15 protein-coding genes are annotated in these 16105 nt (G+C 54.8%); 9 read left to right on the top strand and 6 right to left on the bottom strand.

What is annotated here, in order from left to right:
* Nucleotides 1-68: 68 nt before the first annotated feature.
* Both E1H13_RS02290 and E1H13_RS02285 read left to right on the top strand, forming a co-directional pair.
* The gene (locus tag E1H13_RS02290; RefSeq protein ID WP_169611767.1) at nucleotides 69-569 is read left to right on the top strand and encodes an LOG family protein; all 501 of its coding nucleotides are present in this window, start codon (nucleotides 69-71) and stop codon (nucleotides 567-569) included.
* A gap of 288 nt (nucleotides 570-857) precedes the next feature.
* Nucleotides 858-1142 carry a hypothetical protein gene (locus E1H13_RS02285; protein WP_169611766.1) on the top strand — a complete coding sequence of 95 codons (285 nt, stop codon included), beginning with the start codon at nucleotides 858-860 and terminating at the stop codon, nucleotides 1140-1142.
* Nucleotides 1143-1145: 3 nt separating this feature from the next.
* Here the strand turns inward: E1H13_RS02285 and polA are convergent, their stop codons facing one another.
* Nucleotides 1146-4037, bottom strand: a complete 2892-nt coding sequence (polA, locus tag E1H13_RS02280; RefSeq protein WP_169611873.1) for a DNA polymerase I — start codon at nucleotides 4035-4037, stop codon at nucleotides 1146-1148.
* 206 nt (nucleotides 4038-4243) lie between these two features.
* Between polA and rarD the strand changes: the two genes are divergently transcribed.
* Together rarD and E1H13_RS02270 are read left to right on the top strand one after the other, a co-directional pair.
* Nucleotides 4244-5212, top strand: a complete 969-nt coding sequence (rarD, locus tag E1H13_RS02275; protein ID WP_240966367.1) for an EamA family transporter RarD — start codon at nucleotides 4244-4246, stop codon at nucleotides 5210-5212.
* A gap of 154 nt (nucleotides 5213-5366) precedes the next feature.
* On the top strand, nucleotides 5367-5558 hold the full coding sequence (locus E1H13_RS02270; RefSeq protein ID WP_169611765.1) for a hypothetical protein: 192 nt from the start codon (nucleotides 5367-5369) through the stop codon (nucleotides 5556-5558).
* 281 nt (nucleotides 5559-5839) lie between these two features.
* On the opposite strand, the gene E1H13_RS02265 is transcribed toward E1H13_RS02270, so the two are convergent.
* From E1H13_RS02265 to E1H13_RS02245, 5 genes are all read right to left on the bottom strand, one after another.
* Nucleotides 5840-6037 (bottom strand): hypothetical protein, encoded by a 198-nt coding sequence (locus E1H13_RS02265; RefSeq protein WP_169611764.1) that lies wholly within the window; start codon nucleotides 6035-6037, stop codon nucleotides 5840-5842.
* Nucleotides 6038-6222: 185 nt separating this feature from the next.
* Entirely contained in the window at nucleotides 6223-8655 is a 2433-nt protein-coding gene (locus E1H13_RS02260) for a PBP1A family penicillin-binding protein (protein ID WP_347404108.1), read from the bottom strand.
* A gap of 187 nt (nucleotides 8656-8842) precedes the next feature.
* Nucleotides 8843-9850 carry a chlorophyll synthase ChlG gene (gene chlG / locus E1H13_RS02255; RefSeq protein ID WP_169611763.1) on the bottom strand — a complete coding sequence of 336 codons (1008 nt, stop codon included), beginning with the start codon at nucleotides 9848-9850 and terminating at the stop codon, nucleotides 8843-8845.
* Nucleotides 9851-9935: 85 nt separating this feature from the next.
* Complete coding sequence (locus E1H13_RS02250; protein ID WP_169611762.1) at nucleotides 9936-11036, bottom strand: ArsA family ATPase; 1101 nt, start codon at nucleotides 11034-11036, stop codon at nucleotides 9936-9938.
* Nucleotides 11037-11079: 43 nt separating this feature from the next.
* A complete protein-coding gene (locus E1H13_RS02245) occupies nucleotides 11080-11280 on the bottom strand; it encodes a DUF2862 domain-containing protein (RefSeq protein WP_169611761.1) in 201 nt (66 codons plus the stop codon).
* 235 nt (nucleotides 11281-11515) lie between these two features.
* On the opposite strand from E1H13_RS02245, the gene hisF reads away from it, so the two are divergent.
* The 5 genes from hisF (at nucleotide 11516) to E1H13_RS02220 (ending at nucleotide 16034) form a co-directional block, all read left to right on the top strand.
* Entirely contained in the window at nucleotides 11516-12286 is a 771-nt protein-coding gene (gene hisF / locus E1H13_RS02240) for an imidazole glycerol phosphate synthase subunit HisF (protein WP_169611760.1), read from the top strand.
* Nucleotides 12287-12515: 229 nt separating this feature from the next.
* Nucleotides 12516-12746: a hypothetical protein gene (locus tag E1H13_RS02235; RefSeq protein ID WP_240966366.1), complete on the top strand. Its 231-nt coding sequence runs from the start codon at nucleotides 12516-12518 to the stop codon at nucleotides 12744-12746.
* Nucleotides 12747-12950: 204 nt separating this feature from the next.
* On the top strand, nucleotides 12951-14339 hold the full coding sequence (locus E1H13_RS02230; RefSeq protein ID WP_169611759.1) for a sodium:alanine symporter family protein: 1389 nt from the start codon (nucleotides 12951-12953) through the stop codon (nucleotides 14337-14339).
* A gap of 257 nt (nucleotides 14340-14596) precedes the next feature.
* The gene (locus tag E1H13_RS02225; RefSeq protein WP_169611758.1) at nucleotides 14597-14779 is read left to right on the top strand and encodes a CsbD family protein; all 183 of its coding nucleotides are present in this window, start codon (nucleotides 14597-14599) and stop codon (nucleotides 14777-14779) included.
* A gap of 295 nt (nucleotides 14780-15074) precedes the next feature.
* A complete protein-coding gene (locus E1H13_RS02220) occupies nucleotides 15075-16034 on the top strand; it encodes a glycosyltransferase family 2 protein (RefSeq protein WP_169611757.1) in 960 nt (319 codons plus the stop codon).
* The last annotated feature ends 71 nt before the right edge of the window (nucleotides 16035-16105 follow it).

Genomic DNA, 16105 nt, shown 5'->3' with positions numbered 1-16105 from the left:
ACGACAGCCTTGCCAGTTGGCAGGGGGGAGATCGTCAAGTTTTCTTGCGGCTTAGGAGGATATCGCTCATGTCCAAAGTGGTGATTGGGGTCATGGGACCTGGAGAACAGGCTACACCGCAACAAACCGCTACGGCCTATGCCCTAGGGCAGGGGATTGCCCAGGTGGGATGGGTGCTCCTGACTGGGGGGCGCAATGCTGGGGTGATGGCTGCCGCCAGTCAGGGGGCGAAAGCCGGGGGCGGACTCACCATTGGTATTTTGCCCAGCGCAGGCCCGGTGGATCTATCCCCAGCCGTCGACATTCCCATCATGACAGGTCTGGGCCAGGGGCGGAATCTGATTAATGTTTTGTCCAGCCGCGTGGTTGTGGCCTGTGGCCTAGGGCCAGGGACGGCATCAGAAATTGCCTTGGCCATCAAAACCCAGAAGCCAGTGATCCTAATGGAAATGGATGCCGCCGCTGTGGCTTTTTGGCAAACGTTGACCCCATCGCCTATGCTGAAAATAGACACTGCCAGCGAGGCGGTAACTCATATTCAAGGCCTTTTGATGGCAGGTCGTGCTTAGGGATGCGCCTCAAGATAAAGTACCTGCTAGAGCAGTTACCCCATCACGCACTCCCGCCTGTGCGGACATGGTGTCTTGCTGCGACCGACCCAACGGAATGAGTTCGCGTCCTAGAAATGGATGTTTTTTTAGTTGGGATACTCTGAGGCAAAAACCAGTTTATTCTAATGAGAATCTAACCAGTGATGATTGGTGCGCCATTCTAGAGTGTTATCTTAGCTAGTTCGCTCAAGTCTGACGATGCTGGTTCCCAGCCCGATATGTTAACCCTTTTCCATGGCTATTCCTATGACAGATCAAAAGCCATCCCCTAAGGACGACTTTCTATTTCCTCGCAGCAAGTACTGGGGTGAATTTACTCCCCAACGGCTTGCCTTTAACGCCAACCTGCAGGAGTTTGCTCAGCGGGTTTCCTTTGTGTGCAATCTGGAAACTGGCGGCAAAATGTCGGCCCAGGAGGCCTATGACGAAATTAAGCGGTTGTGGAAATCCCTGAAGCAGTCAAAGGCGAACTTGCTGGACACAGAGCCCCAGAATCCTCCTGAAATACCCCCGGAGGAGGGACAGGAGTGAGCTTCACTTAGCCTCCATCCAGTTGGGGCCAGCGTGGGCTTCAACCCTGAGGGGTACCTTCAAGTCCATGGCTGATTCCATGGTGGTGATGATCGTGGGTTCCAGTGCTGCCCATTCCTCGGGGGGAACTTCAAACACCAGCTCGTCGTGCACTTGCAGCAGCAGATTGGCTTGATACTTTTTCAGCAACTGATGCAAGCGAATCATCGCAATCTTGATGATATCGGCGCTGCTGCCCTGGATGGGAGCATTGGCCGCTGCCCTGAGTAAGCCGGCATCATAGCCATTGGTACGCAGTGCTTCTAGATCAATGCTGGCGGGGTCAGTGCCTCGCAGCGATCGCAGTTTGCTGTCGCTAAAGTTAACATAGCGCCGCCGCCCCCGGATGGTCTCCACATAACCCTGGGCGATCGCCTGGCGTTGCATCTGTTGCAGGTACTCAAACACCTTGGGGTAGCGATCGTAGTAGCGATCGATAAAGGTTTTGGCCTCGGTGCGGCTAACGCCGGCTTCCCGGGCAAACCGGGAAGCCCCCATACCGTAAATCACCCCAAAATTAATCACCTTGCCCATGCGCCGTTCCTCGGGGCTAATGTCCTCTTTTTCAAACAACAGCCGGGCCGTGAGGGCATGGACATCGTCATTTGTGTTATAAGCCTCTACCAGCACCGGCTCATCACTGAGATGGGCGAGAATGCGCAGCTCAATTTGAGAATAGTCCGCTGCCACCAGCCGCCAGCCCGCCTCAGGAATAAATGCCGCTCGAATTTGACGACTGAAGGCGGTGCGGATCGGAATATTCTGCAAGTTAGGGTTCGATGACGACAGCCGCCCAGTGGCCGTCACCGCTTGGTTAAAGTCAGTGTGGACCCGCTGGGTATCGGCTCGAATTAGAGTAGGCAGAGCATCCACATAAGTGGATTTCAGCTTGGATAGGGTGCGATGTTCTACCACCAAATCCACCACCGGGTGATCCCCCTGTAGCTTTTCTAGGGTGGCCGCATCAGTGGAATAACCGCCCGATTTATTTCTGCGGGACTTGCGCTTATCGAGTCCCAGGGTTTCAAACAACAGCTGGCTTAGCTGCTTGGGAGACCCTAAATTAAAGGTTTCTCCGGCCTCCTGGTAGGCGGTTTCCTGAATCCGGGCCAGGTCCGTTTCCAGCTGCTGGGACAAGTTGGCGAGGTAGTCAGCATCCACCCGAATACCCTGTTGCTCCATGGCGGCTAGCACCGGTTCTAAGGGGAGCTCAACGTCGGTAAACAAGGCATGGAGGTTGGGCACCTGTTCCAGTTCGGCCCGCAGCTTAGGCACCAGCAAATAGGTGGTGTGCACATCGGCTCCGCAGTAGGTGGCGGCGGCAGCGATGTCCACATCGGCGATAGTCTGGCCCTTTGGTACCAGGTCTTCATAGCTTTGGGCTACCAGGTTGAGGTAGCGCAGGCTGAGATCGGTCAGGTTATGGCTGGCCTCTGGGTTGAGCACGTAGCTGGCCAGCATGGTGTCAAACACTACCCCTTGCAGCTGGATACCCTGGTTCAAGAGCACTAGCCTGTCGTACTTAGCATTTTGCAGGGCTTTGGGAAATTTTGCGCTTTCCAGCACTGGGCGCAGCGCTTCTAGCACCATGGCTAGAGGCAGCATCTCTCCTTGATTGTGGCCCAGGGGAATATAGGCCATTTCGTCGGGCCCGGTGCCCCAGCAGCAGCCGATGCCCACCAGGGTGGCATCCCGTGGTTCCAGGGAGGTGGTCTCGGTGTCCCAGGCGACGGGGGCGGCGGGATTCTGTTGCGCTGACAGACTGTCGAGTAGTTCGTAGAGTTGGGCCTCGGTGGTGACAATCTGGGGCTGAATGACGACGTCATCTACCCCCTGGGCGCTGTCAGTTTCCTCTGGGGAAAAGAAGGCCACATCGGCCCCCTCATCCTTTACCCCTGCACTCTTCGCTTCCAGCGCCCGGCTTGCCTTTGCCGCTGTTTCCTCCGCCTGCGCCCCGCCAAAGGCCGCCTGTAGCTTGCCAAGCCGGTTAATAAAGTTCTGGAACTCCAGCTTTTTTAGGGCTGGAATCACCACATCTGGGTCAAACCCCTGAAGCTTGCAGGTGGCTAGATCCACATCGAAGTCTACATCGGTGACAATTTTGGCCATAAACCGCGAGTGGTAGGCCGATTCTTGCCCCGCCTCTAGCTTTTTCTTGGTGGCCCCCTTGATGTGGTCAATATCGCCATAGATGGCATCAAGATCGCCATACTCGTTCAGCAGTTTGGCCGCAGTTTTAGCCCCAACCCCCTTCACCCCAGGGATATTGTCGGAGGAGTCACCGCATAGGGCTTTATAGTCCACCACCTGAGCCGGAAAAATATCTAGCTTGGCCTTCACATCCTCAATTTTAAATTCCTGGGCCAGGCCATTTTTGGCCCCTTTGGCAAAGGCATTACCCAGGTGTAGTACCGTGATGCGCTCCTCTGGATCAATCAACTGAAACAAGTCCTGATCGCCGCTGAGAATTTTGACCCGGAACCCCTCTCCCAGCGCCTTAGTGGCCAGGGTGCCAATCACGTCATCGGCCTCATAGCCTGGGGCTACATAGATGTTGAGGCCAAAGTCGGTGAGTAGCTGTTTCAGATTTTGGACATCCTCTAAGAACCCCTCTGGTGCCTCTGGGCGCCCATCTTTATAGGTTTTGTCTGCCGTGTGGCGAAAGGTGGGCTGGTCCAGGTCAAAGGCGACGGCGGCGTACTGGGGCTTTTCCACCTCCATCATGTCGAGTAACGACTTGAGAAAGCCGTAGCAGACACTGGTGGGAGTGCCGGTGGAGGTGCGCAACCCCCCTTCAGCATTTTTAGCGAAAGCATAGTAGGAGCGGAAAGCCAAAGAATGGCCATCCACCAGCATCAGGGTGGGCTGGTCAGAGGAAGAGGTCGTTGCCACAGGTTTTGTTTCGTTGTCTACGGGTTTCTTGATTTTGACGCACGGGCTGGCCCGATGGATCGATGCATTGAATCAATCCATCTAAATTTTGCATGTTAGGGATTAAAGGTCCAACTAGGGCAAATCTGTCGTGCAGCTTAAAATAAATCGGCCCACTCTTCGGTAATGTCTTGTCTTCTTTAAAGCTGTCTGTCCTTATCTCCGAGGCTAATTTAGGCCCTCTGTACGCGGTATTGGCCTATGCTGCTTGGGGCATCTTGCCCATTTACTGGAAGTGGTTTGGGGCAATCCCCGCCATTGAGGTGCTCAGCCATCGCATGATTTGGTCAGCGGTGTTTCTTTGTGCCATTTTGCTGGCGCAGCGACGACTACCGGCACTGCGGGCCCTTTTGCAGTCCCCTCAGGCGGTGGCGGCGCTACTGCTGACCGCTAGCTTGCTCAGCCTCAATTGGGGGCTGTATATCTATGGAGTCAACAGCGATCGCGTCGTAGAAGCCAGTCTGGGCTACTACATCAATCCCCTGGTGAGTGTAGTGCTGGGGTTTGTCTTTCTGCAAGAGCGACTGCATCGGGTGCAACAACTGGCCGTCGCCCTAGCGGCTGTGGGTGTGGGCTACTTTATCTGGCAGTTAGGCCAGGTTCCCTGGATTGCCCTTGGTCTAGCCCTTACTTTTGCCGTTTACGGTCTGGTGCGAAAAGTCGTCCCAGTAGCCCCCTTGGTGGGCCTAACGGTTGAAACTTTATTAATTACCCCGTTAACCCTGTTGTTTGTTAGCTATCTAGGATTAACGGGGAACGGTCACTTTGGCCAATCCTTTCCTATGACTGTGTTGTTTATGGGCGCAGGGGTGACCACCTCGCTACCCCTGTTGTGGTTCAATAACGCTGCCCAGCGTCTATCCCTAGCCAGCCTGGGTTTCTTTCAGTATCTGGCGCCATCGATTGCCTTACTGCTCGGCATCTTTCTCTATGGCGAACCTTTCACCCCTACCCATGGCGTTACCTTTGGTAGCATCTGGCTCGCGTTGGGCCTCTATTCTGTCAGAGCCTGGGGCCATGCCACCCGTCCCCAACCTGCGGCCACGGATCTGGCCGACACACCAGAAAAGAGGGTGACTACCGATCGAGTGGGGCGCTAGATCTGTCGTGATCTGGATCAACAGGATCCCTGATCCGAATCAATTGTATCCATTATCCCTATCACAGCTTTGCTACAGGGCTATCACAGTGGTGACCCTGCAATTACGCCATAGTTAGAGTACGAAAAAAGCCCATCACGAGTTGAACGGTGCCATGGCTACCACCACCTCTTCCCTGAAAACCATCGTCGATCAAATCTTTGCCGATCGCCGCATTACCCGGCAGGTGCAGCAGGACCTAATGCAGGCGTTGCTGAGCCAGCCAACCCTCAGCAGCCAGGATAAACGTATGGCCCAGCAGGTGTTCGATGCCATTCAACAAGGCCGCCTGAGGGTTGTCGACTGATAGGGATCCTAGAGCATCGGTACAGTATGTCAAGATCCCAGGGTTCTTGGGCTGATTGGCCACGTTTTTTGGGGCATTCAGGGACAGAACCCTGGGATCTGAACCGGCGTTCTAGTGATCTACGGCATCGATCGGCCAGCTATTCCTGATACCTGTGTAACCCACCCCTGCCCATCCCAGGAGGGATAACGACATCTGACACCCTCAGCAACGGCAGTTCTATGTCTGCCGGACAAGACTACCTTGCCCGGGGACTTAAGGCTTCAGACCACTGCGATCGCTTAATTGTCTTCACTGGTGTCGTCGTCTGTTTTCACCGAGGGAATAAAGTCTGGCTTGTCTTTGCCTTCCCAACCAGCGGGACGCTTCGAGTTATACCAAGCGATAGAGCCAATGGTGACTGCCGCAATAAACCCGACGACGTAAACCAACACAAATGAAGATGGCAGACCACCTACTGCGGCAAGAATCATAGTCATAGGACGTTCATCTCCAAAGAAACATCGGTGCGTCAGTGTTGACGTTGGACTGATCATGACAGAAAGTGACGGCCCTTGAGCGGAAACCCTGCGGTAGCAGTGGGGCATTCTTCCTGACATCCGATACTGCTACCCGATACCCAAGACCTCCCCCCTAAGCGTGGCCAGATCTCTGCCAGTCAGTCCTAATCTCCCCCGTTGCTGGGGGGCGGGCTCTCTAGGGGGGCTGGGGGGGCCAACGGCGGCGGTGCCGGGGCTGGTGGCGGTGCTGGGGCCACCGGGGGTGGCTCTTGGTTGACCGCAGGCTGAGGGGCTGGGGCCGGTTGGGGGGTCGGGGTTGACGGCGCAGCAGCAGGTTCGGATGGGGCAGAGGAGCCAGAACCATTGGACGACTCGGAGCTGGTTCCCCTTGATCGGGTAGAGGAGCTGCCGGTACCGCTAGAGCCTGAGCCGCTACCACCAGACGAAGTCCGGGGTGATTCAGAGGACTCAGAAGACTCCGAAGAGGAGGATGATTCAGAGGAATCGTTAGCAGCGGTAGGGCTTGGTGCCGATGAGCCAGAACTGGCAGTTTGGCCAGGACTATCATCGGCCACCACTCGACCGGGTCTAACCGGTTGCAGCTCTACAGTGGCCTCACGCCCGCCCAGGCGAGGTAGCTCAGGAAACTGCTCTACGGGAATGTCATCCGTCAGCTGGGCCATAAACATCCGCCAGATGGCAGCGGCGGTCGAACTGGCTCCTCGGGTAGGCGTGCTGTCGTCATTCCCCATCCAAACCCCGGCGGCTAACTGGGGAATGTAGCCAATGAACCACAGATCTCGGTAGTTTTCAGAGGTGCCGGTTTTACCGGCAACGGGCCGCCCGAGGCTAGCATTACCACCCGTACCTCCTTCAACCACCCCTCGTAGCATCCAGGTCATGATTGCGGCTGTATCTGGGTCAATGGCCTGCTCCCATTCGTTAGGGGTTTCATAAATCACCTCGCCGTTCCCGTCTAGAACGCGACGAATCCCATGGGGCTGCCGATGGACCCCTTTGTTGGCAAAGGTGCCGTAGGCACTGGTTAGCTCCAGAAGGTTGACCTCAGAGGTGCCCAAGGCCAAGGAATAAGCTGGTAGTAAGGGCGACTCAATGCCCAGGCGCTGGGCCACTTGAATCACCGGATCGAAGCCGACATCCACTAGCAGCTTTACGGCGACGACGTTGACAGAATTGCGCAGGGCCCGCAGCATGTCGATGTCGCCGCTAAAGGTTTTGCCATAGTTTTCAGGCTCGTATCCGTCTACCACGTAGCGGGCATCGGTGTAATTTTTGTAAGGGGAAAGGCCCCCTGCGATCGCGGTGGCATACACAAACGATTTAAAGGTAGAGCCAGGTTGCCGCTGGGCCTGGGTGACCCGGTTAAATTGGCTGTCATTAAAGTCATTGCCGCCAACCATGGCCTTAATCTCGCCATTGCGGGGATCAACGGCAACTAGAGCCATTTGCTCAACCCGTTGCCAACGACCATAGCGTTCTGTGGCCTCAGCAATCGTTGCTTCGGCCTTCCGCTGCCAGGACACATTCAAGGTGGTTTCGACGGTGAGCCCCCCGGCTTCTAGTTGTTCGGGGGGTAACAGCTGCTCTAACTGCTTTTGAATGTAGATAGTGAAGTATGGAAATTCACTGTAGAGGTATTTTGGCTGGTTTGGGGACACCTCCACATCGGCGGCCAAGGCCTCTTCGGCTTCCGCTGTGGTAATGGCGCTGGTCGCTAACATGCGCCGAATCACCCGGTTGCGCTGCGATCGGGCTGCCTCTTGATTAACCGCTGGCGAATAGAGGCTAGGGGCTGGGGCCATCCCCGCAATCATCGCCGACTCGGCCACAGTCAGCTGGTCAATGGTCTTGCCAAAGTAAACCCAGGCGGCATCGGCGACCCCATAGGCCCCAGACCCCAGGTAAACCAAATTCAGGTAGCGCTCAATGATGTCCCGCTTACTGAGGTTTTCTTCAAGCTTTAGGGCCAGTAATCCTTCTTTGATTTTGCGTTGGAAGCTGCGTTCTTGATCGAGAAACACAATTCTGGCCAACTGTTGGGTGATGGTGCTTGCACCTTCCACCAGGTCACGATTTAGCAGATTGGCTCGGGCTGCCCGGGCAATGCCTCGATAGTCAATGCCGTTATGATTGTAGAACCGCTGATCCTCGGCGGCGATAAACGCCGCTACCAGCTCGTCAGGCAAATCTTCATAGGCAATGGTTTCCCGAGATGCTGGTCCTAGCTTCTGGAGGATGGCGCCATCGGCGGACACCATGGTGACGGTACCATCCCGTTGGAAGGTCAGAGCCTGGGAGGTGTCAGGCAGGTCTTCGTTGGTGGCTTGCCACACGCGGTAGGCCCGAGTAGAGCCCCCTGCTAGCCCTGCTGCCAGCAATAGAACTAGCCAGAATAGAGGTCGCAGAAATAGCGGCCGATAGAAGCGGGGCGGCGGCGACTGGATGGTTTGGGGCTGGGCTGGGGGCTGGGGCGATCGCTGAATGGGGGCTGTGCGGGCAAAATCCGTATGATCATGGGGATGCTTACGCTCAGCTGACAGTAGCGATAGCCAGTTCAACCAAAATCGAGTGATCACGATGTCTATCCTCCACCGCCGTGAAACATCGAGGTCCCTAGACCCCAATGACTTTACTCTGACGTTACTGCCCTCCTGCTCTCACCATAATCCTTAGACAGTGAGGGCGACTTTTGGACAAACGCCAAGGACCAAAAAGGCTAACAAGCACTTTATGGGGTTTCTGCTATTTCATCAAGGGTAACGGCTAAATCCCCGCATGGCCTAGGGCCAGTCCTGTAACTAACATCCCCAGGACCAGAAAGGGCTGAGCACTAGCTTGGTATTTCACATCATTGCCTAGGGGGTCCCGCAAAAAGTACATGTCCTGGAAGGTAATCTGCGGAATAATCAACAAAATCAGCAGCACGGCATACAGATTTTGCTGAATCGCCATCAGGTAGGCGGCCATGCCCCCTTGAAAAAGGTCAATCATTAAGACACAAATCCAGGCGGCGGTGCTGACGCCAAACATCACCGGCAGTGACTTTAGGCCCATCTGGCGATCGCCCTCAACGCTTTTAAAGTCATTCACCACAGCAATGCCCAGCCCTGCCAAGCTATAGAGCAGGGTGAGGATCACGATGGTCCAGTTGAGGTCGCCAAACAGGGCATGGCCAGCCCACCAGGGCAGCGCAATGTAGCTTGCCCCCAGGGCATAGTTACCCAGCCAGCCGTTCTGCTTCAACTTTAGGGGCGGTGCTGAGTAAATATAGGACACCAGCGATCCCCCAATAGCCAGCACCGTAATCATGGGGAAGTCGTGCCCGGCCCACTGGTCTAGACCGTAGGCCACAGCAATGCCAGCCCCCAGTAATACTAAAATTTGAGTGGTTACCTGGGGAATGGAAATGGCCCCGGAGGGAATTGGGCGATAGGGTTCGTTGATGGCGTCGATGTCGCGATCGTAAAAATCGTTGAGGGTTTGGGTGTAGCCGGTCAGTAGGGGCCCTGACATCAACATACAGGCGGCAGAAATCAAGACGTATTCTAGACTCCAGCGAAACTGCCCGGAGGATGCCGCCCCACACACGACGCCCCAAATTAAGGGAATCCAGGTGATCGGCTTCATCAACTGCAAGCGAATTTTCCAGATGGATGTTTCGCCAGGGTTAGCCCCTTTCATGCCTAACAGCTGGCGAGCCTTGCTCCCCTGGTCCTCAGGGTTAGGGGCAGGGGTAACAGCGTTGTCAGCGGGAGTGGATGGTTCTGCCATGGTGAACGCTAGTAGATATCGTGGTCAAAACGCTAGTGCTCACTCCGGGCTTGATGGCCTGTGGAGGGCATAGCTCAATGCTCAACTAATTAAATGAGATCACCAGGTATTGTTCCTGGAATTTGGCGCCAGCGATCGCGCGTCCTTGCAGGGCGGGTGGCAATAACAAATTGCGGCGTTGATCACCGGCTTCCACGGTCACCTCTGGACCGTACTGGGTTAGCTTCACTTGGCTTTTGTCGAAACTGGGTAGGAACAGCTTGACGGTTTTGGCCGCCACATCAACTACCGTAGCGTGGGGGGCAGAACTTACCAAGGGCTGAGGATCTGGGATCGCCGCCATCAAGGCCTCCCATCCCTGGGTTTGCTGGGACGGCATGGGAAAGTGGGGCAAGGGTACAAAGGCTTCGATTTGGTCTGAGGCCAGCTCCCCATGGTTGACCAGCACCCCCCCCACGGTTAATCCCACCTGCTGGGCACTGCCCCAAAAGTAACGGGCTGAGGCCACCGCATCGGCTGCCGGGGTGGTGACTAAAAAGGCCATGACCCTGGCCGGATTACTGACCGCATCTCGGCCTTGCTCGAGCAGCGATCGCACTTCCCCTGTGGGTTGATCGAGCAGATCCCCTGACCAGTCAACCGCCAGCACCGCCGCTGACACGGGCTGAATAAAGGGGGATAACACCCGCCCCAGATCCGACTGCTGAAATACCCCCCGAAAGCGGCGCACATACCAGTCCAAAATCTCTGGTAGGCCAAACATGCGCAAGGTATCAATGGCGCTGGTGCCATCGTAGACAATCACGTCATACTGGCCGCTGGCATCGTACTCCCGCAACAGGTTCAGGGCTAGGGCACTGTCCATGCCGGGCATAATACCCAGCTCTTGTCCGTACACAGCCTTGAGTAGGGGAGTCCGTAGGTATTCAGTTTCCAGGGCTTTCAGATCATCCCAACTTTTCTCTAAAAGGTGGGTGGTGTGGACCTGTAAGGCCCAGAGGTTAGTGCCGAGGGGGGCAGGCTCAGGGGTTAAGCCTTGGTTTAACAGCACGGCAGGCCCAGGGCTGATATCTCGAATCACCAGCAGCACCCGCTGCCCCGCCTGAGCCAGTTGCTTGGCTGTGGCGATCGCCAGGGTGGTACTGCCACAGCCCCCTTTGCCTAAAAACGTCAGAATCTGTGCCATACCACGCCTTGTCTTAAACCGTTAGGGCCAGGCCCGTTAACAATCACTGGGCCGGAGAAAGCTCGTCTTCAAAAAACCAGGTGGCGTATTTATCGTCAAATTCAACCACCACACCAATGCCACTACCGTCTACCATCTTGAACTGGCTGACGATGCCACTTTTACCTAGGCGGTCGGCCACGTCTGGGGAGACGCGATCGCGCAGGCGGGCAACTTTAACTTTCTGTCCGATCTCTAAACCCATGACTGCAAAGGGCTCCAACTGCAATTCCAACGATAAAACCAGATCACAGTTTATCAGCGTCTTGCCCCGTAGTGATCTATGGTAAAGCGGTAAATCTACCGTGGCAGATAATTGCCCAGGCCAGGGTCTCCCCTCGGGGAGCAATCCTGAATCAACGCCCATGGGGCGCTACCTCGGCAGATAGTCGCTGTGGGCCAGGTAATAGCACCGTATTTTTAAGGTTTGGGTAACCGCAATGTTGGCAAAACGAATTCTTCCCTGCCTAGATGTGAAAGCCGGTCGGGTGGTCAAAGGGGTTAATTTTGTCGACCTGCGAGATGCTGGTGACCCCGTGGAGTTGGCCCAGGCCTATAACCAGGCCGGAGCCGATGAGTTGGTGTTCCTCGACATCACCGCCACCCACGAAGACCGCGACATTATTTATGACGTGGTTTACCAAACCGCCGAGCAGGTATTTATTCCGCTTACCGTCGGGGGTGGCATTCAATCCTTAGAAACAATTAAAAAATTGTTAAGGGCGGGAGCCGATAAGGTCAGCATTAACTCGGCGGCGGTTAAGCGGCCGGAGTTTGTCAACGAAGCCAGCGATCGCTTTGGGTCACAATGTATCGTTGTGGCCATTGATGCGCGTCGCCGAGCAGGGGCAGAGACCGCTGGTTGGGATGTGTACGTGCGCGGGGGGCGTGATAACACCGGGTTAGATGCCGTCGCTTGGGCCGAAGAGATGGTGCGTCGGGGCGCTGGCGAGCTGCTGGTTACTAGCATGGACGCTGACGGTACTCAAGCTGGCTACGACCTAGCCCTGACTCAGACCATTGCCCAGCGGGTGCCTGTACCCGTGATTGCCTCGGGGGGAGCCGGTAACTGCCAGCACATTCACCAAGCCCTGACTGAAGGTCAGGCGGAAGCCGCCTTATTGGCCTCGCTGCTCCACTACGGCCAACTGACTGTGGCTGAGGTCAAAGCTTATCTGCAAGCCCACCAGGTTCCAGTGCGGTTGACCTAAATTCTAGTCCCCTGGCACCCCGTCCTCGTCAGCATCTCAGGAAATCTGAAGATCTAAAGATCTGAATTCTTTCTATGGAAAGGCTGTTAGTTTTATTAAAGCCTGTTACGATGTGTAACATAAGGCTTTGATATCTGAACTATTTATACCTGTCTACAGCATTTCCTGTTTTATGCTTTTCCTCATCCTGGCTATTGTTATTGCACTTGTGGCTTGGGCTTTGCGCTTGATGGAACAAGCTGTCAAAGGTCAGGAATTTTCCTTGATGCTGGCTGGCTTCTTGGTGGCCACTTCCGCTGCGGCCATGATGGGAGTGTACTTTCTGATGAGTAACTATCTGCTCTACCGTAACCAGGCTTTTCAGCTCGAATCATTTGCGATTCAGCAACCGGTTTATACCAGTGCCTCCCTACCCGACCGGGGCGACTTCGCCAATGATTGGTTGTCTCAGACCCGGTAATTAGGTTCAATCGTTCAATCATAGGCTATTAGGTTCAAATTGTTACAGTTCTGGAACTGATCTTGAGTTAAGCATGGGTTGACCTTAGTATTTGGGCCATATAGGCTGCTTTCAGCCTGATGCCTGATCATGCTCCTAGGGCCATTAAAAGGCCCATGCTGCTCCTCCTAGAACTGGCCGCAATAACACAAGAACCTTGAAGTGATGATAGAAACCATTGAAACCATTAATGGCGCTATCAATGGCGTTGTTTGGGGTCCTCCCTTTATGGTGCTTCTGATTGGCACCGGACTATATCTGACGATTCGGTTACGGTTTTTCCAATTTACTCATTTGATTCCAGCTTGGAATCAGACTTTTGGCCAACTGTTTTCAGGCCGATACAGTGACGAACCGGGCGCGATTACCTCCTTCCAAGCGGTTGCCTCAGCCATGGCTGGCACCATTGGGGTGGGTAATATTGCCGGGGTCAGTACGGCTATGGCTCTAGGGGGCCCTGGGGCTGTTTTTTGGATGTGGATGTCAGCTCTGGTGGGGATGGCCACTAAGTTTGGCGAAGCGGCCCTCGGGGTCCGCTATCGTGAGATCGATCCTCAAACTGGAGAGGTTTCCGGTGGGGTAATGTATTACATCGAGAAGGGGCTAGGTCAGAACTGGCGCTGGCTGGCGATCCTCTATGCCCTGTTATCTGGGTTGGCGGCTTTTGGCATTGGCAACATGGTACAGGCCAATACTGTTGCAGCTGAGCTAGAGACTCGCCTGGGTATGCCCCCCGTCTTGACTGGAATTATTGTTTTGGTCCTGGTTGGTTTAGTCACCCTGGGGGGCATCAGCCGCATTGCCAAAACTACTGAAAAGATTGTGCCGACCATGGCGGTCCTGTATATCATTGGGGCTACCCTGATTGTGTTGGTTAACCTGCCTCGGGTACCTGGGGCGATTGGTTCGATTTTTTACTACGCCTTCAATCCCAGCGAAGCCTTGGGTAGTTTCCAAGGGGCTGCAGTGGGTATGGCCGTGCGCTATGGGATTGCCCGGGGGATTTTCTCCAATGAAGCGGGCCTAGGGGCGGCCTCTATTGTTCATGCCCAGGCCCGAAATACCCCCGCCCGCCAGGGGATGTGGGGGATGTGGGAGGTGTTTATCGACACCATCATTGTCTGTACGATGACTGCTCTGGCGATTCTGGTGACGGGTAGTCTAGAAACCGGTGAAACAGGTGCTGTACTAGCTTCTTCGGCGTTTGACACCGCCTTGCCTGGATTCGGTGGCTGGATTGTCACCATTGGTATTGTGCTGTTTGCCTATTCCACCATGTTGACGTGGAACTTTTACGGCGAAAAAAGCTGGGAGTATGTGTTTGGTCCCCGGGTAGTGTTTATCTACCGCCTGCTGTTTTTAGCCTTTTTGTTCATTGGGGCGATTGGGGGGCTGGTCCTGATTTGGGATATTGCTGACACCCTGAATGGGTTGATGGCCGCGCCTAACTTAATTGCCTTGCTGATGCTGGCCAGTCCGCTGGTGAGCGAGAAAAATCGCTATCTGCGGGAAGAAGCAGCGGCCGGGCCTAGTGAGCCTGTGAGTGAGCTGTAACCTGCTTGCAGAGCGCTTTAGGTAAGAACAGCTAGCAAATACTTGCTTTCGCTAGGGCACCTTGACAGTGCTGGTAATACCCACCCTACGATCACTGGTGAAAGCAGGGATGGTCTTGCTGGGAAGTGTCCTTAGTTGCCAGAATCAAAAGATCTCTCCATTTGGACGTAGCCTTGACTCCTCCCCTCTGTAGATGGGTGCTGAGGTCGTGACCTTTACAGTGTGTGTAATGACTGTAATTCAAGGAACCGACCGTTATGTCTATCGAAGATCGGGCTAAAGCTACTGCTAAGAACGTTGAAGGTAAAGCTCAGGCGGCTATGGGTGAAGTGACTGGCGACCCCAAAGATAAAGCTGAGGGGAATGCTAAACAGGCTGAAGCTGAACTCACCCAGGCCAAAGAAGACGCTAAGGATAAGCTGAAAGATATGATTGACTAGCCCTTGGGGTAAGTCGGTCTGGAAACCTTTGGCTGAAGCCTTTTGCTTTAGTTGGCTTAATTTAGTTTCCTGACTTAAAGGGCTGCTTAACGCAGTCCTTTTTTGTTATGGATTCACGTAGCGGTCCCACCATGTGAGTACTTGATAAAGGTTGTCCCAAGGTCCTGCTACAGCGGACACCCTTGGCGCAACATTGGATGCAGTGCAAACTAGCAGGTTAAATCCGTGCTTAACGACGACGGTTAACGTTTACCGCTCTCCCTAAAGGCAGTAACAGTCTGCATCGCTTAATTCTATGTTCTCTATCTTCATTCTCACCTACAACGAAGAGCGAGATATTGCCGCCTGTATCGAATCAGCTTTGCTGTCTGATGATGTGATTGTGGTGGATTCTGGCAGTGGCGATCGCACTAAAGCGATCGCCACCCAGTATCCTGTGCGGTTTGTAGAGCACCCCTTCAGCAGCCATGGTCAGCAGCGCACCTGGATGTTGCAACAGGTTCCCTGCAAATACGACTGGGCTTACATCCTGGAGGCTGACGAGCGCATGACCCCAGCCCTGTTTGCCGAGTGCTGGCAAGCGATTACCCGGTCCGATGCCGTTGGCTACTACGTGGCCGAGCGAGTCATGTTTTTGGGCACCTGGATTCGCCATAGCACTCAGTTTCCGCGGTATCAGTTGAGGTTGCTGAAGCGGGGACAGGTCTGGTTTGACGACTACGGCCATGCCGAACGGGAGGTGGTAACGGGGACCACTGGCTTTTTGCACGAGACCTATCCCCACTACACCTGTAGTAAAGGCCTTGGTCGCTGGATTGAAAAACACAACCGCTATTCCACCGACGAGGCCCAAGAAACCCTACGACAGTTGGCCACAGGGCAGGTTCAGTGGCGATCGCTGCTATGGGGTAGATCGGAAATTGAACGACGCCGAGCCTTGAAGGATCTTTCCCTGCGTATTCCTTGCCGGCCCTTGGTGCGCTGGCTCTACATGATGCTAGTGCTAGGAGCCTGGCGAGATGGCCGGGCCGGTCTAGCCTGGTGTACCCTCCAGGCGTTTTATGAGTATTTGATTGTGCTCAAGGCAGAAGAAATCAAGCACCCGGAGTACTTAACGGGACAGCCGTCAGTGGCCCAGACTGACCCTATTGATTGCCCTCAAACCACTGGTACCACACCAGGTTCCCCGTCACAGTCAGCACCAGGGCGACGCCTCCCCCGACCCAAGCGAGCTGTGGATTGTAGCCTCCCTTAGATAGATTATTTAGCCAAAGGTGGGTGCGATCGCTAGGCCAGAACCAGTCCAGCAGCACTGGACACAAATAC

It is taken from the genome of Nodosilinea sp. P-1105, from assembly GCF_012911975.1.
GTDB lineage: Bacteria > Cyanobacteriota > Cyanobacteriia > Phormidesmidales > Phormidesmidaceae > Nodosilinea.
Note: the sequence above shows the minus strand (reverse complement) of the source record. Positions and strands in the feature narration are given on the sequence as shown.